Origin of the sequence: Natronobiforma cellulositropha, from assembly GCF_025629245.1 — an archaeon.
GTDB lineage: Archaea > Halobacteriota > Halobacteria > Halobacteriales > Natrialbaceae > Natronobiforma > Natronobiforma cellulositropha.
Window position 1 is genome coordinate 55,863 of the sequence record NZ_JANZXN010000019.1, and the last position, 17,669, is coordinate 73,531.

A 17,669-nucleotide genomic window follows, 5' to 3' on the forward strand; every position below is an offset into this window, starting at 1 on the left:
GTCACCCGCCCAGGAAGTTAACTACGGACGAACTACCCGAACCGGCCGGCCGGGTAACGGGGTGCTGATCGCAGGGATGGCCGCGCGAGCGACCGTCGGCCGGCACGGTATCGAGGACCTATCAGCAGAAGGGAGTGAGAACAGAGACGACTCGAAGTCTATACAGAAGGTCGTCGGCGCTGTCAGCCCAGTCAGTCGCGACCGGGACGGCCACGGCCGTCTCGCAGCGGCGGATACAACGATGAACCGAAGAACATTCTTGCTCGGAACGGGCGGTACCGCAATCGCGGCCGGTGGAATCATCGGCTCGAGTGCGTTCACCTCGGTGAATGCAGACCGCGTCGCAGACGTACAGGTAGTCGGTGACGAGTCAGCGTACTTACAGCTCGAGCCGACGACCGAACCCAACGGTGACTACGCAGCAATCGGCACCGATGGCGCACTGGAGTTACAGATGGAACTGGTGAACCCGCTCGCGGAGTCGAACTTCGAACAGGTGTTCACCGTCACGAACAACGGGAACCAGGACGTGGGCGTCTGGTTCGAACCGCAGGGTGACAACCCCGGGCTGATCGATTTCACCGACAACGACACCGGCGACCCGCTGGACGACGATACGGCCCCGGTAACGATCGCCGTCGGAAACTCGGTCACCGTCGACATCTTCGTCGACACGTCCACCGTGGGCGACGGCACCGAAATCATCGACGAACTCACCATCATCGCCGACGCCGACGAAGCCGCACCGTAGTCGCTGTCGACGAGACCAGGGGTCGCGAGCCGGTACGGCTCCGGCGTCCCTGGCCACCGCACGCCGGTCAACGCGTAGGCGCCTGCTACCGTGTCGCTGACTCCGTATACTCAAGGCCGTGGCGGATGGGCACACGGACCGACCGGACGAGTCGAGCGCGGCTCGAGGACGGACGATCATGAAACGACGCACACTCCTGGTCGGTTGCAGTGGAACAGTCATCGCGGGCGCTTCGGTACTCGGCACAGCGGCGTTCTCGACGGCCGAGGTCGACGGACGGTCGCTCGACGTACACGTCGCTGGCGACCGCCACGGCTGGCTCGCGCTGCGACCGGCGGACGACGGGACCCTCCCGAACAGTATCTACGTCGAGTACGACGACACCGACCGCCTGCGCCTCGTCTTCGACGACCGGGGGAACGAACTCGGTGGCGACGGGCCGAACGTCGACGCCGCGTTCACCTTCGGTCGGCTCTTCGAGGCGGTCAACTTCGGTCCCGAGGCGATCCGGCTCTGGGGAGGTCTCTCGAGTGCGACCGGGTTCGACGGCCACCTCTACTACGACGACGAGTCGACCGACGTCTCGAAGCCGGACAACGCCAGACGGCTCGAGCCAGGGGCAGCCCAGACGTTTGGCGTCTCGTTGCGCACCGAGCGCGAACGCGGACGGTTCCAGGGCGAGATGACGATCCGCGGCGAGCGAGCGGACGGAAAACCGCCGTGTGAAGCGAGCGACGGACCGGCCGACCCGGAGAAACGAACGCCGAAACCGGCCGATAGGGATCGCCACCGGAGGACCGATGACGACTGCACCGACTGAAGAGGGTCACGCAGCGCGACGGCGTCGGCCGTCGCCACGAGGCTGAGAGCGATGAGTGAGCCGTCGCTGCGTCGAGCCGTGGTTCCCGTCGCCGTCTGCGCGCTCCTGGCAGTCGTCGTCCTCGGACAGCTACTCGGCACGCCACTGCTCGTGAGCTACGTCGAGACCGACAGCATGGAGCCTGCACTCGAGGCCGGCGACGGCTTTCTGCTCGTCCCTGCGGCGGTGTCATCGCCGTCGGCCGGCGACGTGATCGTCTTCGACGCGGAGTCGGCCGACGGCGGCGGCCTGACGACCCACCGGGTCGTCGCAGTCACCGACGACGGCTACGTCACGAAAGGCGACGCGAACCCCTTCACCGACCAGGACGGCGGCGAACCGTACGTCACCGACGGCCAGGTCGTCGGCACCGCACTCGCCACCGATAGCGTCCTCACGATTCCGGCACTGGGGACGCTCGCGGGGACCGTCACAGACGGCGTCGAGGCGATCCAGACGACGCTCGCAGCGGCGCTCGGGACGCGTCGGGTGCTCGGCTCACAGGGACTCGCGCTCGCGCTCGTCGGTCTCGGAACGGCCCTCTACGGACTCTCGAGAGTGGCCAGTGAGGGCGGGCGGCCGACCCGCGTGCGCACGCGCCGCCGCAAGCGTGAGGGCGTCTACGACCGACAGCGCGTCGTGCTGGCTCTCGCGCTCGTCCTCACGCTCGTCACGGCCGGGGCGATGGGGCTCGCTGCGAACACCGATCGGTTCACCATCGTGAGCACGGAGAGTCCCAGCGACCGTGCGGACGTCGTCGAGACCGGGGAGACGGCGTCGTATCCGTACGAACTGCGCAACGGCGGTCTCGTACCGACGCTCACCGTCGTCGACCCGGCCAGTCCGGGCGTCGCCGTCGACGAGCGAACCCACCGGCTCACACGGGGCGAAGCGACGGCGGCGACGCTCGAGGTGACGGCACCGGAATCGACCGGCTACTACGTCCGCAGCGTCGAACACCGCCAGTACGTCGCCGTCTTACCGGCGGACGTGATCGTCACCCTCCACGACGTCCATCCCTGGGTCGCGACGGCCGCCGTCACGGTTGCCGTCGTCGCGCCGCCGACGGGAGTGGCCGCACTCGCACTCGGGAGCGGCGTGATCAGAACCCGTGACGGCCGGCGTCTCACTACGAGAGAACCGCCCGAGTGATTATCCGAACGCGTGAAATACCGGTTCTCGACGAATGAACGGAGGTCGCTACCGAGACCGGGCACGCTCGCTGGTACACGAGCGGTTCGCCCTCGTGATCGTACTCGTCGTCGTCCTCGTCCTCGCGGGTGGCTGGATGACGTACACGACGCACCTCGCGGGCGCGACGACGACCGAAGAACGCGTCGTCTCCTCGTGGTCGACTGACGGCGAGTTCGACCACCACGCGACCGTCGAAACCGACACCGGCCCGTTCAGTGCGGGCGAGGAACTCAGCGACCGATCGCTCTACTTCACCGACGCGACGCCGGTTCTCGAGGGAACCTTCACCTACCAGTACGCGACCGGTGAGCCAGCAGACGTGGCGGTCACGCTGGAGGCGACACGGGTCTACCGGTCGGTGAGCGACACCGACCAGGGAACGGAGACACACTGGGAAGTGACCGAACCGCTCGAGCGAACCGACGCCACCGGACTCGAACCCGGAGAGCCGGTCGCGGTCGACGTCGCCCTCGACGTCACAGACGCGAGTACGGACCTCGAAGCGCTCACGGACGAACTCGGAGCGACCCCCGGCACGACCGACGTGCTCGTCCGCGTCGACGCGACCGTCGAGGGAACGGTCGGCGGCGAGCGGGTGTCGACGAGCGAGACGTACGACCTGCTGGTCGAACCCGGCGGGTCGACCTACACGGTGAGTCCGCCGGCGGACGACGGCCACACCTACGAGACGGCCGAATCCGCCACCGTCCCGGTCGAACCGAGTCCACTCAGGTCGGTCGGGTCGGTCGGTCTCCTGCTCGCGTCGCTACTCACGGGACTCGCCGTCGGGACCGTCAGGTACGGTCCCGGAGCGGTTCCATCGGGACCGGTACGCGCACACGAACGCGAGCGGGCGGCGTTCGACGACTGGATCACCCGTGGCCGCGTGCCGGAGTCGGTGCTCGAGTCGTCGCCGCTCGAGGTCACCTCGCTCGAGGGACTCGTCGACGTCGCCATCGACAGCGACCGGCGTGTGATCGAAGACGGACGGCGAGGCGCGTACTACGTCGTCGTCGACGACCTCGTCTACCGGTACGGCCCGCCGACGCCGGTAGGGAGGGAGCCGGCCGACGGCGACGAGTGAACCAGCCTCACTCGTCAGAGCGGAGTCGTTCCGTCGTCTCGACGAGCGGGTGGCGTGCGTAATCGACGACCTCGACGTCCTCGAGCGTCTCGAGACCCTCCTTCGCCGCGGTGCGTTCCATCCCGAGGTCGATGGCGTGGTCGATGACGATCACGTACGCGTCCATCTCCTCGATGCCGAGACGGTCGGCCGCGAGCATCCGGTGGTGGCCGTCGGCGAGCAACAGCGTCCCGCCGTTGTCGATGACGACCAGCGGTTCGGCGAGACCGTGCTCGAGTTCGTAGCGCCGTCCCTCGAGTTCGTCGGCGTACACCCGTCCCTGCGTCGGGATGAGGTCGTAGAGGGCGACCGTACGTCGCTCCTGTGTCAACTCGATGCCGTGGATGTTCTCGAGGGTGCGAACCAGCTTCCCTACCTTTTCGGGCGTGGCGCGCTCGATCTGGCTGCGGATCACGTCCGCGTTCGAGATGATGCCGACGAGGTTGCCCGCGTCGTCGACGACCGGCAACTTCTGGATACCCGACCGTAAGATGACGCGCGCCGCGTCCGTCACCTTCATCTCGGGGTGGGCGACGATGAGGTCCGTCGTCATCACCCTGAAGATCGGGTCCTCGTCGTCGGCGAGCAACAGGTCGCGGGCGCTGACGAAGCCCTCGACGCGACGCCGGTCACAGACGGGATAGCCGCTGTGGTCGTCACTCGCAGCGATCCGTGAGGCCACCTCGCGAACGCTGGCGTCCGGTGATACCGTCATCACGTCACGGGTCATGTACTCGTAGACCTGCGCGTTGGTCCCGCCCGAGACGTCGTTCATACGAACGCCACGCGAGGAACCGTCAAAAGCGTCCCGGCTACCCCGGAATCGGGTCCCGGCGACGCGTCTCACTCCGCTCCGGTCTCGGCGTCCGACTCGTAGCCATCACCGGGGACGAACAGCCACTCACTCGTCCGACTGTACGCGCCGACGGGCGTCCCGGGACGGGTCTCGATCGCCTCGAAGAACCGGTCCGTGATCACCTCCTCGACGACGCTCACGATCGAATCGACCTGTTCCTGGTCGTCGACGCCGCCGAGACTGCCGATCTCGAGCTGTGCCCCGGCCATGTCGGTGTGGCCACCGGCGCTTCCAATCGGATCGAACGCGTCTCTGAGCGTCTCGCCCAGGTCGAACGTCCCGGCGCGCGAACGCGCCGAGATGTAGACCATCTCGTCGAGAAAGCCGAAGACGAGCGTCGTGTGCACCCCCTCCATGTTCAACAACTGCTCTGCCGCCTGGGGAAGCGCGTCCCGGTCGGTGATGTAGCCCGCACTCGAGGCGACGACACCGTCTCGCTGTACGCGCTTTTTGATCGCTCGAGCGACGGTATCGAGGGTCTCACCCTCTATCGTCGGCGTCTCGACCTGCGCCAAGATCCCCTCGTCGACGGCCGGCAACAGCGTCGCCGCTGCACGGAAGTCCATCGCAGAGACCTCACGGGTGAAGTCGTTCGTGTCGACGCGGATGCCGTAGAGCAACGCGGTCGCCGTCGTCTGCGAGAACTCGAGACCGAAGCCGTCGATGTACTCGGTCAGAATCGTACTCGTCGCCCCCGCCCGCTCGCGTAAGTCGACGAACTCACCGGGGACCGGCCCGCGGGGCGGATGGTGGTCGATGACGACGTCGACGTGCAGTTCCTCGGGTAGCTGGTCGTTCACGCCGGGGCGAGAGTGGTCGACCAGCGCGAACGAGGAGTACGCCCCCAGCGAGTCCTCGAGACTGAGGTTCCGCAGGTCCAGATCGAGGAGGTTCACCATCGCCCGGTTCTCGTGGTGTGAGATCTCGCCGTAGTAACACGCCTCGGCCTCCAGTCCGACCGCGGCCGCCAGGTCCGTCAGCGCGACGGCGCTCGCGATGGCGTCCGGATCCGGATTGTCGTGCATCACGACCGCGAGCGGTCCCTCGAGTCCCGCGAGGTGGCGGCGCAACGCGAGCGTCTTCGACGCCCCGGCGCTCGAGGTCCGCTCGAGGACGGCCGCCGCGATCGACCGGCGCGGATCGACGAGACGGTCTGCGAGGCGGCAGATCGCGCGGTGGTGGTCGCCATCCGGATCCTCGCCGGCGTAGGCGACCAGCGACGCCGCCGGATAGCGCTCGCTCGCCCGCTCGAGCGCGCGTCGGTTCGTCTCCGCCCGGTCACCGGCGACGAGCACGACGGCCGGGTCCTCGACGTCGGCGTAGACGTCGGGGTCGGTCGGATCGCCGTACCTCGCCGGAACGTTCTCCTCACGAAGCGTCTCGACGGCGTCCTCGCTATCTGCGACGACGAGTACTCGGCCGTCACGCTCGGGGAGTCGCTCGACGATCCGTCGAGCGACCGTGCCACACCCGAGCACGAGCCGAGAAACCATACGAGGCGTTACAACCGAAGCGGGTAAAACCTACCGACAGCGATCACATTCACCCCAAACTCGAGCGTTTTTGCCGTCGCTCGAGACGGTGGGGGCGGCCGACGGATCGGTCACGAACCGCATCCGAACTCGAGATGAACTCACGAACCGCCTCCGAATCAGTTCGTACTCGAACAGTAGCGGAAACACCGGGAAGCGTCGACATTGGCGTCAGTAGTGGAGCGCTGACCGTTGACCTCAGAAGAGCGTCAACCGCGTGGGATGATTACGTAACTGCGAAACCAGGAGGGCACGACTTCTCGTAATCACTGGAACCCACAGCTCGTCATCTGCACTCAAACAAAAACTTATTGATAATCAATCAGAAATACGACCGTGAACCAGTCCTCCACACCGATCGTAGGCGTACAATTGACGCTCCTGGGAATGTTCATCGGGTTGAGTTTCGACAACGACGTGTTCTGGGTCGGCGCACTACTGGTACTCGCTGGCACTGTCGTCGTCGGCAAGCATCTGTTTGCCGACGACGAGTAAACGCCGAGACGCCGGACTGGATACTCGTCGGTCACACGAATTATCGTAGCCGCCAACGGTCAGCGCACATCCCCTCGCGACGGGTCGCCCGAAGTCCGGAACGCCCTTCTGATTTCGGAGATCGCATGCGAGCATGCGCAGATCGTCTCAGTTGTTCGTCGGAGAGACGGCACCATCGTGAGCCGCCACCACGGCTCGAGGGAGTCGATGTGTACGTGCGGCCTCGAGCAGTCGCCAGTGAGAGAAGTCGAATTGTTCTCGAAGTCGTCCCGGGGACGGCCGGCGGTGTTCGCCGTCCTCCAATCGAATACGACGTCTGCCCGATCTAGCCGACGAGCATCGCCGCTGCGTCGTAGGCCAGCTCCGCCACGGGACCGAACCCGGGGAGGATGACGACGGTCACGACGGCCGCGGCGACGATCGCCGCGTACAGCCCCGCCGGCTGCGTGAGCGTCTCACGCTCGAGGACGGGATCCTCGATCCAGACCGCCTTGACGAGCCGCGAGTAGTAGTACAGCGACAGGGCGCTGTTGACGACTAACGCGGCGGCGACGACCAACAACGCGGGGTTGACGGTCGCCGCCTCGAGTGCGCCAGTGAACAGGAAGTACTTGCTCCAGAAGCCGCCGAACGGCGGGATTCCGGCCAGACTGAACATGAAGATCGCCAGCGCAACACAGGCGATCGGTGCCTGTCTCGCGAGACCGTTGTAGTCTTCGAAGGTGCGCCCGACGCCCCAGTACTCCGCGAGGGCGACGAAGAGGAACGCACCGGTGTTCATGAAGCCGTAGACGAGCAAGTGCATCATCGCCGCACCGAGGACGAGTTCGCCGCCGTCGACGGTCAACGCGGCGAGTCCGATCAGCGCGTAGCCGGCGTGGCCCACCGAGGAGTACGCGAGCATGCGCTTGACGTTGTTCTGGGTGGCCGCCGCGAAGTTCCCGACCGTCATGGTGACGATCGCGAGGATGATGAACGCGAGCGCCCAGTCGACGCCGAAGTCGGTCATCGTCTCGAGCGGGAACGCCGTCGTGAACACGCGGAAGGCGATCACGAACCCGGCGGCTTTCGACGCCGACGAGAGGAACGCCGAGATCGGAGCGGGTGCCCCCTCGTAGGCCTCGGGTGCCCAGAAGTGGAACGGAACGCTCGCGGTCTTGAACGCGAATCCGGCGATCAGCATCAGGACGCCGACGCCGAGGAGACCGTTGTACTCGCCGTCTAAGTTCGCCGCGATGGCCTCGAGCTGTAAGTGGCCGGTCGCGCCGTAGACGAGGCTGATCCCGTAGACGAAGATCGCAGACGAGAGCGCCCCGATCAGGAAGTACTTCAGCCCGGCCTCGACGCTTCCCTTGTTGTCCTTGAGGATCGCCACCAGCGCGTACGACGGGAGGCTGGCTAGCTCGAGGGCGATGAAGATCGTCACGAGGCTGTTCGAGGCAGCCATCACGCTCATCCCGGTCGCTGCGAGCAACATGAGCGAGTAGTACTCCGCCTGGTAGGCGTGATCGCGCATGTAGTCGTAGCTCGCGATGGAGACGAGCGCGGTGACGACCGCGACGACGATCATGAAGAACAGCGCCATCTGGTCGACGACGAGCTGGCCGCCGAAGAGGTCGATGGCACCGCCGGTGTCGGGGTGGCCGACGCCCGCTAAGACGTACCAGACGGCGACGCCGAGGGAGGCGAGCGAGCCGACCGTCGCGATGCCGGCGACGACCGGCCGGTTGGTCGACCGCGGGTTGATGCTGTCGAAGACGAAGAGGGCGAGCGCCGTCAGTGCGAGTACTAACGCCGGACCCATCGCCGTCCAGGTCCACTCAGAGAGGTCGAACACAACCATCAGAAGTCACCTCCGGCGAGGATCGGATCGACCGCATCCGTGATCATCTCGAAGATCAGCTCCGGTGCGACGCCGAGGGCGATGATCAGTCCCAGCAGGACGAACATCGGCGCGACGTCGTGCAGCGGTGCGCGGCCGACCTCGTAGTCGGTCTCGAGTCGGTACGGACCGAACAGGGTGCGCTGCATCGCAAACAGCAGGTAGCCCGCGACGATGACGATGCCGAACATCGCCAGTGCGGTGAAGATCGGCGCGTACTCGAGCATCGTCGAGTCGAACGCCCCGAAGAAGATGAAGTACTCCGCGGCGAAGCCGGACATCAGCGGCAGCCCCATGTAGCCGAAGGCCCCCGCGATGAGGATGCCGACGGCGATGGGCATCTTATCGGCCATGCCGGACATGTCCGTGACCATGCGCGTGTGCGTCGCGTTGTAGATGACGCCGACGGCCATGAACATCAGCCCCGAGATCAGCCCGTGGCTGACCATCTGGAAGGTCGCGCCACCGATGCCGAACTGGGTGAACGCGATCAGGCCGAGGATGACGTAGCCCATCGACGAGACCGACGAGTAGGCGACGATCCGTTTCAGGTCCGTCTGTGCCAGCGCGAGCATCGCGCCGTAGATGACGCTGATGACCGCGATGGCGGCGATGGGGATCACGAACGGCTCGATGACGTCCGTGGGGAACATCGTGAAGTTGAACCGGAGCAGCGCGTAGGTCCCCATCTTCAGGAGGACCCCCGCCAGGAGCACCGACGCGGGCGTCGGTGCCTCGACGTGTGCGTCCGGCAGCCAGGTGTGAAACGGCACCACTGGCACCTTCACGGCGAAGCCGAGGAACATCGCGACGAAGGCGAACGACATGAGCGTCGTTCCGGAGACGCCGGCGAACGCACCGGGACCGCCGTCGTGCATCGCGGCCGTGATCTCCGGCAGCGCGAAGCTCGAGACGGCGTCACCGAGACCGAAGACGAGCGCGATGAACGCCCCGAACATGACGAGCGAGGCCACGTTCGTGTAGATGAAGAACTTGATCGCGGCGTACTTCCGGCGTGGGCCGCCCCAGATACCGATGAGTAAGTACATCGGGATCAGGACTGCCTCCCAGAAGATGAACCAGAGGAAGAAATCGAGTGCCACGAAGACACCGATCAGGTTCGCCTCGATGAAGAGGACCAGTCCGTAGAACTGCGACTCGCGGTCGTCGATCGGCGTCCACGAGCTCATGATCGCGAGCGAGGTGAGCACCGTCGTCAACACCACGAGCGGGAGGCTGATCCCGTCGAGACCGACGAACCACGAAATCGTGTACTCACCCAGCTGGATCCACTCCATCTGGGACTCGAAAGCGAGCGTCGAGCCCTCGAGTAAGGCGTTACCACTGCCGTCGAACGCCGTGAACATCCACAGGCTGAGCGCCGCCGGAATCAGGCTGATGGCGAACGCGAGTTTGCCCGCGATGCGATTCGGCGCGAGGAACGTCACCAGCGCACCGATCAGGGCGACTGCGATCAGAGTCTCGATCATCATACGAACCACCCTCCGTAGACCCCGAAGAAGACGAGTAAGGCGACGAAGCCGAGCACGATCAGTGCCGCGTAGTTCGTCACCACACCCGTCTGGAGTCGTTTCATCCCGCCGCTACCGAAGAGGCTGACACTCGAGACGCCGTTGACGACGCCGTCGATGACGCTCCCGTCGAAGCGGTCGGCCGCCCGCGCCAGGGGGAGGGTGACCCCCGTGGCGAGCCAGACCTGGAACTCGTCCTGGTAGTAGTTGCTGCGCAGTACCTCTCGCGCCTGTCCGAGGTTCTCGGTGTGGGCTTTCGGCTCGGGGACGTTGTAGAGGACGTAGGCGAGTCCTGCGCCACCGAGTGCGAGACCGAGTGCGAGCACACCAGCCGCGATCAGCGTGATCGTCTCGGAGCCGGCGATGTAGGCCGTCTCGAGACCCGCCGTCGCGGTGTACTCGCTGTAGAGCAGTCCGTCGACGGCACCGTACTCGCCGTCGAGCCAGTGCTCGAGGAACACGATGTCCACGCCGGTCAGTTTCGCGACCGGGGCGAGATTGGCGACACCGGCGACGAGTGCGAGTACGCCGAGGACGGCCAGGGGTGCTTTCACGTTCCACCCGAGCGGGTGGGGGTCACGCGCGGCGTCCGTCCGTGGCTCACCGTGGAAGGTCAGGAAGACCATCCGGAAGGTGTAGAAGCCGGTGAAGAAGACCGCGAGCAGCCCCATCGCGTAGGCGACGAGGAAGATCGGTTCCTCGAGACCGAGGATGATGGCGTCGAAGAGAATCTCGTCTTTCGACCAGAAGCCCGAGAACGGGATGATGCCCGCGAGTGCGAGCGCGCCCGCGAGGAACGTGTAGTAGGTGACGGGCGCTTTGTCCTTGAGTCCGCCCATCTTCCACATGTCCTGTTCGTGGTGCATGAGGATGATGACCGCACCCGCACCGAGGAACAGCAGCGCCTTGAAGAAGGCGTGGTTCATGAGGTGGAAGACCCCGGCGACGTAGCCGCCGACACCGAGACCGAGCATCATGTAGCCGTACTGGCTGATCGTCGAGTACGCCAGCACCTGTTTGATGTCGTCTTTGACGACGCCCATGGTGGCGGCGAAGAGCGCGGTGAACGCCCCGACGAACGCGATGATCGCGAGCGCGGTGGGGCTGAGCGCGTAGAAGCCGAACATACGGGCGACGAGGTAGACACCGGCGGCGACCATCGTCGCCGCGTGAATCAGTGCGGAGACGGTGGTCGGACCCTCCATCGCGTCGGGCAGCCAGGTGTGCAGTGGGAACTGTGCGGACTTGCCGATGACGCCACCGAGGACGAGCAGACCGAGGATGGTCACCCAGGTCTCGGCGCTGAAGCCGTGGAAGGTCTCGCCGGCGTCGATGGCACCGGCGGCCGCGTCGACGAACGAGGCGTCGCCCGCGAACGAGAGCGTGCCGAACGTCGCGCCGATGGCGACGACCCCGAGCAGGAAGAAGTAGTCACCGAAACGGGTGACGAGGAACGCCTTCTTCGCCGCCGAGGGCGCGCTTCGGGTGCGGAACCAGAAGCCGATCAGCAGGTACGAACAGAGACCCACGAGTTCGAAGAAGATGAACGCCATGAGCAGGTTGTCCGCCATGACGAACGCGAGCATGCTGAACGTGAACAGGCCGAGTTCGGCGTAGTACCGCCGCAGGCCGGTCTCGCCCTCGTCGTTCATGTAGCCCATACTGAAGACGTGGACTAACAGGGCGACGAGCGAGACGATCACGAGCATGAGCGCCGACAGCGGGTCGATCAGGATTCCGAAGTGGAACGTGATCTCTTCGCCGATGGCCCAGTCGTAGAGTTCTTCGTTGTACGCCTCACCGCCGAAGACGGCGACGAGCATCCACAGCGAGAGCGCGAGCGAGCCCGCCGTCGCGAGGATACCCGCGTACGCGCCTTTCTTCGGCAGATAGTCGCCGAAGAGCAACGCGACGACGAACGCCGCGAGCGGGAGCAGTGCGATTGCCGGAGCGAATTCGAAAGCACCTACCATCTTACCACCTCATAGCCGACGGGACCGTCACGTCGACGTCCCGGAAGTTTCGATACAGGACCAGGATGATCCCGAGTCCGACGGCCACCTCGGCCGCTGCGAGTGCCATCGTAAAGAGCGCGAACACCTGTCCGGTGAGGTTCCCGTGATAGAACGCGAACGCGATCAGGTTGATGTTCGCCGCGTTGAGCATCAACTCGACGGACATCAGGAACATCAGCGCGTTCCGGCGCGTCAGGACGCCGAAGAGACCGATGCAGAACAGGGCTGCAGAGAGCAGCACGTAGTACTCGATACCGACAGTCACGCCTGCTCACCTCCGTCCGTCGCGGCCGGTCCCGACGAACCGGCGTCCGTACTCGAGTCCGTGCCCGCGTCGGTCCCTGTGCGCGTACTCGAGAGCGCCGTCACCATCTCGCCGCCCTCTTCACGCTTGGCGAGGACGAGTGCGGCGTCGAGTGCGGCGTCGAGGACGACCGCTGCGAGCAGGAACGAGACCAGGAACGGTTCGCTGGGTATCTCCTGGAGGACCTCCATGTCGAACATCGCGTAGCCGATGTTGGCGGTGATGCCGAGGTCGGTGTCGAAGCCGGTCATCTGTCCGAAGCCGGTGTTCAGCGTCACCGCCGCGAGGAGTCCGAACAGCACGACTGCGAGGACGCCCGGAACGAGGGCCTTCCCGAGTCGGAGCTGTGGGCCTGCTGTCATGCCTGTACCACCTCAGTCTCGTCGCCTTCCGGTTGCGTGAGCATCACGGCGAACGTAATGAGGATGAGAACCCCGCCCACGTAGACGAGGATCTGCATCATGGCGACGAACTCCGCCGCCAACATCACGTAGTGGACCGCGACGCTCAACAGCGCCACACCCAGCATGAGAGCCGAGTGCCAGGGGTCCTTCAAGAGGACGACGCCGATCGCACTGCCCAGCGTTACCGCGGCGAACAGCGCGAACGCGATCAGGTCGTATGTCATTGGTTTCTGTCTGGTTGGGTGTGCCCGTTGTCAGCGTCGGGACGGGCGACCCGCGTTATTGGTAGTCGACTGCGCCTTCGCCCTCGCCGATCCACGCCCCACGGTCGGGTTCGCGTGACTCGAGCGGGTCGATGTCTTTGTACCACGGCACGGCTTTCAGCTGCTCTTTGTTGAACACGAGATCGGCTTTGGTGTCGCCGGTGAACTCGAAGTTCTGGGTGAGCAGGATGGCGTCGACGGGGCAGACCTCCTCACAGAGTCGGCAGTAGACGCACTGGCCGATGTGGAGGTTGTACTGTTCGCCGTTTCGTTTGTCGTCCGTGACGATCTGGATGGTGTCGTTCGGACAGACGTTCTCACACTGGCGACACCAGATACAGCGCTCCTGGCTGAACTTGTGGACGCCACGGAAGCGTGGCGAGACGTCGGGTGCGACGTCCGGGTACTCCACGGTGAAGGTGTTGCCGTCCAGTGCGTGTTTCATGGTCGTTGCCATCGATTTGAGTAGTCCGATCATGCGACGATCACCCCCACGAGTATGGCCGTGAGCACCAGGTTAGCGAACGAAAGGACGAGCATGCCCTTCCAGCCGATTTCGATCAGTTGGTCGATCCGGACACGCGGCAGCGCCGAACGCAGCCACTGAGTGAGCAAGAACACCGCCCAGATCTTGACGAGGAACCAGACGATGCCGAGTTCGGCCGGGCCGGGCCCGGCGGGGCCACCGAGGAAGATGGTCGCGATGATCGCACCGCCGAGGAAGATGTGTAAGAACTCCCCGAGGTAGATCAGCACGAAGTAGACCGAGGAGTACTCGGTCTGGTAGCCGGCGACGATCTCGGTGGGTGCTTCGGGCGTGTCGAACGGGTTACGCCCGATCTCTGCGAAGTTCGCCGCGAGGAACAGGACGAACGCGAACGGGTTGACGAACGCGTACCACGCAGGAATCGCGAAGCCGCCGAGTTCGATCAGTGGCTCGGCCTGAATAGCGACGATCTCGCTGAGCTGTAAGGTCCCGGCGAAGACGACGACCGACATCCCGGTCACGACGAGCGGAATCTCGTAGGCGATGTTCTGGGCGACTGCGCGCAGCCCACCGAGCAAGGAGTACTTGTTCGAGGAGGCGTAGCCAGCCATCACCAGTCCCACGCTCGCAATCCCCGAGACGGCGAAGACGTAGACGAGGCCGACCTCGGGGTCGGCGAGCTGGACGCCGCTGCCCATCGGAATCACCGCGAACCCGAGCATCGCCGATCCGGCGACGACGATCGGTGCCAGGTCGTACGCCGGGCGGTCTACGTCTTCGGGAATAATGTTCTCTTTCGCGAGCAGGCGGACGGCGTCGGCGACGATGATCAACAGCCCGAACGGACCGACGCGGTTGACCGCGATGCGGTCGGTGAAGGCCGCCGTGATCTTTCGTTTCGCCCACGGACCGGCGACGCCGGTCATCGCGAGCATCAGGTTACCGACGATGAACGCGGCGATGAAGGCCGCCAGCAGCTCACCACCCATTCCGAACTCGCCGAGTCCAGTCAGGTCGGCGATGCGCTCGGGCAGCAGGTAGGTGTCGCCGTCGGCCTGTAAGACCGCAGCCTCGAGCGTGCTCATCGGTCCACCTCTCCGAGCACGATGTCGAGGCTGCCGAGTGAGGCGATCAGGTCAGGAATGTACTCGCCTTCGACCATCTCGGGGAGCGCCGAGAGGTTGTGGAAACACGGGCTGCGGATCTTGAACCGGCCGGGCTTGTCCGTGCCGTCGGCGCGGATGTAGATGCCGAGTTCACCTTTCGCGGCCTCGACGGCCTTGTACGTCTCCGTATCGGCCGGTGGCTTGAGCGTCCGCGGGACGTTACTCTGAATCTCGCGTTCGTCCTCCGGCCACTCCTCTAAGAGGTCGATACACTGCTCGATGATCTTCGCCGACTGTTCGACCTCCTGCATGCGCACGAGCACGCGCGAGTAGTTGTCACAGCCGTCTTCGGTGATGACGTCCCACTCTAAGTGCTCGTAGTAGCCGTAGGGGTCGTCACGGCGGAGGTCGACGTCGATCCCGGAGCCGCGAGCGGTCGGGCCGGTACAGCCGTACTGTTTCGCGACTTCTGGCTCGAGGATCCCGGTGCCGACACAGCGAAGCTGGAAGATCTCGTTTCCGGTGAGTAAGTCGTCGTACTCGGCGACTTTCGCGGGCAGTTCGTCGAGGAAGTCACGCGTCTTCTCGAAGAACTCCTCGCGCGGTTCCGGGAGGTCCCAGACGACGCCGCCGAGGCGGAAGTAGTTGAACATCAGGCGCTGGCCGGTGAGGTCTTCCAGAATGTCCTGGACGACCTCGCGGTCGCGGAAGGCGTACTGGAAGATGGCCGTAAAGTCACCGTAGACGTCGAGTGCGAAGGTCCCGAGCGCCAGCATGTGTGCGGCGATCCGACACAGCTCTGCGGACATCGTCCGGATGACCTGGGCGTACTCGGGGACCTCTAAGTCGGCGAGGTCCTCTGCGGCGCGCGCGTAGGCCCACTCGTTGAGAATGCCAGCCGAGACGTAGTCCCACCGGTCGGGGTAGGGCATGATCTGGTGGCGGTAGGTGCCCTGCTCGCACATCTGCTCCTCACACCGGTGTAAGTAGCCGATGTCGGGTTCGACGTCGACGACGGTCTCGCCGTCGAGGACGGCCTTGACGTGGAGCACGCCGTGGGTCGCCGGGTGGTGTGGCCCGATGTTCAGGAACATCGTGTCCGACTCGGTGTCGTGCTGGTCGGCCTCGAGCGGGTTCGCGTGCTGGGCGAACTTCACGACCTGGGGCTTGTCCTGGTCGTAGTCGAGCCCGAGTGGGTGACCCTGCCAGGTCTCGGGCAGCAGAATCCGACGCATGTCGGGGTGGTCTTCGTACTGGATGCCGACGAGGTCGAAGTTCTCGCGTTCGGCCCAGTCAGCGGAGCGAAACACCGGCTCTGCGGTCTGGCTGACGGGCTCGTCGACCGGCGTCGGGACGACGACGCTCACCTCTCGAGTGGGGTCGTCGTAGGTTTTCAGGTGGTAGATCGACTCGTAGCGGTCGTCGTACTGCTGGGCGGTGACACACGAGAGGTGGTCGAAGCCCGCCTGGTCTCGCAGGTCGAAGAGGACGCTCTGGACCTCGTCGGGGCGAATAACGAATCCGGGCGCGTTCTTGTGGTCGTCTCGAGTGAGTGCCCGGTCGCCGATGAGCGCCTCGAGGCCGTCCTCGTCGATCTGGTCTGCGGTGGTAGTGAGGTCCGTGCTCATGGCGAATCAGCCCAGTTGTAGCGCATGACGAGGTCGTCTTCGTCGATCTGGTCTGCGAGTTTCTGGACGAGTTCGTCCCGGGGGAGGTCGCCGAACTGCTCGAGTTCGTAGGGCTTGACCACGACGGGGGCGGTCTCGCCGTTGGCGACGCGCTCCTGGAGTTTCGCGACGCCGTAGACCAGCGCCTCCGGCCGCGGTGGGCAGCCGGGGACGTGGATGTCGACCGGGATGATCTCTTCGGCACCCTTGACGACGTTGTAGCCCTCCTGGAAGGGGCCGCCGGAGATCGTACACGAGCCCATGCCGATGACGAACTTCGGTTCGGGCATCTGGTCGTAGACGCGTTTCATACGCGGGCCGAACTTCGAGACGATCGTTCCGGGAACGATGATCACGTCGGCCTGCCTGGGCGAGGCACGGGGGACGCCCGCACCGAAGCGGTCCAGGTCGTGTTTGATCGCGTACGTGTGGATCATCTCGATGCTGCAGCAGGCGATGCCAAACTGCAGCATGAACATCGACGAGCCGCGCACCCAGTTCATGAACTGGTCGAACTTGGTGAGGATGAACGGCTGTGAGCCGAACGCCTCCCGGAGTTTCGAGTTGAAGCGGTCGTCGACGCCCTCACCCATGCGTGCGTCCCGCGTGTCTGTCACCGGTCCGGTGCTGTCGTAGATGGATTGGCGTGGTTCGTTACTCATGGTCGATCGACCTCAGCCTGGGAGTCGACCCGGTGGGGGCTTTTCGCCCACTGTACGGCGCCGTTGCGCCAGGCCCACGCGAGTCCGACGAGGAGGATGGCGACGAACAGCAACATCGGTCCGAGCGCTTCGAGGAGCGTTACCTGCCCGGACTCGAGTGCTGGCCGGTAGATGACCGCCCATGGGAACAGCAGGACGGTCTCGATGTCGAAGACGACGAAAAGAAGCGCAACCATGTAGTACTGGATGTTGAACCGGATGCGCGTCCCGCCAGTCGGCACCTCGCCACTCTCGTAGGTGGCACGTTTACTTGTCTCGGGCACGCTCGGCCGTAGGAGGTACGATACCGCCATCATGCCGAGCGGAATCAGTAACCCCACGAATGCCAACGCCCCGATGGCTATCCATTCATTCATCTCCGTAACGTTCGGCCGTTGGAAACGCACCCATATAAGGGTTGATTCTTCGATTTTCGGCCGCAGACGTGGTCCTGGAGCCTTCTGAAAGGTGTTTAGTGATGCGACAGTCGCGTGTGGC

General features: G+C 64.9%; 18 protein-coding genes. 5 read left to right on the plus strand and 13 right to left on the minus strand.

Annotated elements, in window-relative coordinates; translation table 11 throughout:
* Positions 1-241 precede the first annotated feature (241 nt).
* The 4 genes from N0B15_RS09890 (at position 242) to N0B15_RS09905 (ending at position 3,888) form a co-directional block, all read left to right on the plus strand.
* The gene (locus N0B15_RS09890; RefSeq protein ID WP_263019538.1) at positions 242-751 is read left to right on the plus strand and encodes a glycoside hydrolase family 32 protein; all 510 of its coding nucleotides are present in this window, start codon (positions 242-244) and stop codon (positions 749-751) included.
* 178 nt (positions 752-929) lie between these two features.
* Entirely contained in the window at positions 930-1,571 is a 642-nt protein-coding gene (locus N0B15_RS09895; protein ID WP_263019539.1) for a hypothetical protein, read from the plus strand.
* A 51-nt stretch (positions 1,572-1,622) separates the two neighbouring features.
* Complete coding sequence (locus tag N0B15_RS09900; protein ID WP_263019540.1) at positions 1,623-2,762, plus strand: signal peptidase I; 1,140 nt, start codon at positions 1,623-1,625, stop codon at positions 2,760-2,762.
* Positions 2,763-2,796: 34 nt separating this feature from the next.
* Positions 2,797-3,888, plus strand: coding sequence for a DUF5305 domain-containing protein (locus N0B15_RS09905; protein ID WP_263019541.1), 1,092 nt, complete (start codon positions 2,797-2,799; stop codon positions 3,886-3,888).
* A 7-nt stretch (positions 3,889-3,895) separates the two neighbouring features.
* On the opposite strand, the gene N0B15_RS09910 is transcribed toward N0B15_RS09905, so the two are convergent.
* Together N0B15_RS09910 and N0B15_RS09915 are read right to left on the minus strand one after the other, a co-directional pair.
* Positions 3,896-4,702: a CBS domain-containing protein gene (locus tag N0B15_RS09910; protein WP_263019542.1), complete on the minus strand. Its 807-nt coding sequence runs from the start codon at positions 4,700-4,702 to the stop codon at positions 3,896-3,898.
* Positions 4,703-4,770: 68 nt separating this feature from the next.
* The gene (locus N0B15_RS09915) at positions 4,771-6,276 is read right to left on the minus strand and encodes a DHH family phosphoesterase (RefSeq protein ID WP_263019543.1); all 1,506 of its coding nucleotides are present in this window, start codon (positions 6,274-6,276) and stop codon (positions 4,771-4,773) included.
* A 375-nt stretch (positions 6,277-6,651) separates the two neighbouring features.
* On the opposite strand from N0B15_RS09915, the gene N0B15_RS09920 reads away from it, so the two are divergent.
* The gene (locus tag N0B15_RS09920; protein ID WP_263019544.1) at positions 6,652-6,810 is read left to right on the plus strand and encodes a hypothetical protein; all 159 of its coding nucleotides are present in this window, start codon (positions 6,652-6,654) and stop codon (positions 6,808-6,810) included.
* A 325-nt stretch (positions 6,811-7,135) separates the two neighbouring features.
* On the opposite strand, the gene N0B15_RS09925 is transcribed toward N0B15_RS09920, so the two are convergent.
* Genes N0B15_RS09925 through N0B15_RS09975 form a run of 11 tightly spaced genes read right to left on the minus strand, consistent with a single transcriptional unit; the run spans position 7,136 to position 17,548 of the window.
* Positions 7,136-8,653, minus strand: coding sequence for an NADH-quinone oxidoreductase subunit N (locus N0B15_RS09925; protein WP_263019545.1), 1,518 nt, complete (start codon positions 8,651-8,653; stop codon positions 7,136-7,138).
* Entirely contained in the window at positions 8,653-10,185 is a 1,533-nt protein-coding gene (locus N0B15_RS09930) for a complex I subunit 4 family protein (protein ID WP_263019546.1), read from the minus strand. The genes N0B15_RS09925 and N0B15_RS09930 overlap by 1 nt, the downstream gene beginning before the upstream one ends.
* On the minus strand, positions 10,182-12,197 hold the full coding sequence (gene nuoL / locus N0B15_RS09935) for an NADH-quinone oxidoreductase subunit L (RefSeq protein ID WP_263019547.1): 2,016 nt from the start codon (positions 12,195-12,197) through the stop codon (positions 10,182-10,184). Before nuoL ends, N0B15_RS09930 begins: the two co-directional genes overlap by 4 nt.
* 1 nt (position 12,198) lies before the next feature.
* Positions 12,199-12,504, minus strand: a complete 306-nt coding sequence (nuoK, locus tag N0B15_RS09940; protein WP_263019548.1) for an NADH-quinone oxidoreductase subunit NuoK — start codon at positions 12,502-12,504, stop codon at positions 12,199-12,201.
* Positions 12,501-12,905 (minus strand): hypothetical protein, encoded by a 405-nt coding sequence (locus N0B15_RS09945; protein WP_263019549.1) that lies wholly within the window; start codon positions 12,903-12,905, stop codon positions 12,501-12,503. Before N0B15_RS09945 ends, nuoK begins: the two co-directional genes overlap by 4 nt.
* Entirely contained in the window at positions 12,902-13,171 is a 270-nt protein-coding gene (locus N0B15_RS09950; protein ID WP_263019550.1) for an NADH-quinone oxidoreductase subunit J, read from the minus strand. The genes N0B15_RS09945 and N0B15_RS09950 overlap by 4 nt, the downstream gene beginning before the upstream one ends.
* 55 nt (positions 13,172-13,226) lie before the next feature.
* The gene (locus N0B15_RS09955; RefSeq protein ID WP_263019551.1) at positions 13,227-13,688 is read right to left on the minus strand and encodes a NuoI/complex I 23 kDa subunit family protein; all 462 of its coding nucleotides are present in this window, start codon (positions 13,686-13,688) and stop codon (positions 13,227-13,229) included.
* Positions 13,685-14,782, minus strand: coding sequence for a complex I subunit 1/NuoH family protein (locus tag N0B15_RS09960; RefSeq protein ID WP_263019552.1), 1,098 nt, complete (start codon positions 14,780-14,782; stop codon positions 13,685-13,687). Before N0B15_RS09960 ends, N0B15_RS09955 begins: the two co-directional genes overlap by 4 nt.
* A complete protein-coding gene (locus tag N0B15_RS09965) occupies positions 14,779-16,431 on the minus strand; it encodes an NADH-quinone oxidoreductase subunit D (protein ID WP_263019553.1) in 1,653 nt (550 codons plus the stop codon). Before N0B15_RS09965 ends, N0B15_RS09960 begins: the two co-directional genes overlap by 4 nt.
* Positions 16,428-17,132 carry an NADH-quinone oxidoreductase subunit B gene (locus tag N0B15_RS09970; protein WP_263019554.1) on the minus strand — a complete coding sequence of 235 codons (705 nt, stop codon included), beginning with the start codon at positions 17,130-17,132 and terminating at the stop codon, positions 16,428-16,430. Before N0B15_RS09970 ends, N0B15_RS09965 begins: the two co-directional genes overlap by 4 nt.
* On the minus strand, positions 17,129-17,548 hold the full coding sequence (locus N0B15_RS09975) for an NADH-quinone oxidoreductase subunit A (protein ID WP_263019555.1): 420 nt from the start codon (positions 17,546-17,548) through the stop codon (positions 17,129-17,131). Before N0B15_RS09975 ends, N0B15_RS09970 begins: the two co-directional genes overlap by 4 nt.
* Positions 17,549-17,669 lie beyond the last annotated feature (121 nt).

Excerpts from the sequence above, each read along its gene's own strand:
- N0B15_RS09955 (WP_263019551.1), bottom strand. The coding sequence starts at position 13,688 with ATGATCGGACTACTCAAATCGATGGCAACGACCATGAAACACGCACTG.
- N0B15_RS09930 (WP_263019546.1), bottom strand. The coding sequence starts at position 10,185 with ATGATGATCGAGACTCTGATCGCAGTCGCCCTGATCGGTGCGCTGGTG.
- N0B15_RS09895 (WP_263019539.1), top strand. The coding sequence starts at position 930 with ATGAAACGACGCACACTCCTGGTCGGTTGCAGTGGAACAGTCATCGCG.
- nuoL (WP_263019547.1), bottom strand. The coding sequence starts at position 12,197 with ATGGTAGGTGCTTTCGAATTCGCTCCGGCAATCGCACTGCTCCCGCTC.
- N0B15_RS09975 (WP_263019555.1), bottom strand. The coding sequence starts at position 17,548 with ATGAATGAATGGATAGCCATCGGGGCGTTGGCATTCGTGGGGTTACTG.
- N0B15_RS09925 (WP_263019545.1), bottom strand. The coding sequence starts at position 8,653 with ATGGTTGTGTTCGACCTCTCTGAGTGGACCTGGACGGCGATGGGTCCG.
- N0B15_RS09965 (WP_263019553.1), bottom strand. The coding sequence starts at position 16,431 with ATGAGCACGGACCTCACTACCACCGCAGACCAGATCGACGAGGACGGC.
- N0B15_RS09900 (WP_263019540.1), top strand. The coding sequence starts at position 1,623 with ATGAGTGAGCCGTCGCTGCGTCGAGCCGTGGTTCCCGTCGCCGTCTGC.
- N0B15_RS09915 (WP_263019543.1), bottom strand. The coding sequence starts at position 6,276 with ATGGTTTCTCGGCTCGTGCTCGGGTGTGGCACGGTCGCTCGACGGATC.
- N0B15_RS09910 (WP_263019542.1), bottom strand. The coding sequence starts at position 4,702 with ATGAACGACGTCTCGGGCGGGACCAACGCGCAGGTCTACGAGTACATG.
- N0B15_RS09905 (WP_263019541.1), top strand. The coding sequence starts at position 2,797 with ATGAACGGAGGTCGCTACCGAGACCGGGCACGCTCGCTGGTACACGAG.
- N0B15_RS09950 (WP_263019550.1), bottom strand. The coding sequence starts at position 13,171 with ATGACATACGACCTGATCGCGTTCGCGCTGTTCGCCGCGGTAACGCTG.
- N0B15_RS09890 (WP_263019538.1), top strand. The coding sequence starts at position 242 with ATGAACCGAAGAACATTCTTGCTCGGAACGGGCGGTACCGCAATCGCG.
- N0B15_RS09960 (WP_263019552.1), bottom strand. The coding sequence starts at position 14,782 with ATGAGCACGCTCGAGGCTGCGGTCTTACAGGCCGACGGCGACACCTAC.
- N0B15_RS09945 (WP_263019549.1), bottom strand. The coding sequence starts at position 12,905 with ATGACAGCAGGCCCACAGCTCCGACTCGGGAAGGCCCTCGTTCCGGGC.
- N0B15_RS09970 (WP_263019554.1), bottom strand. The coding sequence starts at position 17,132 with ATGAGTAACGAACCACGCCAATCCATCTACGACAGCACCGGACCGGTG.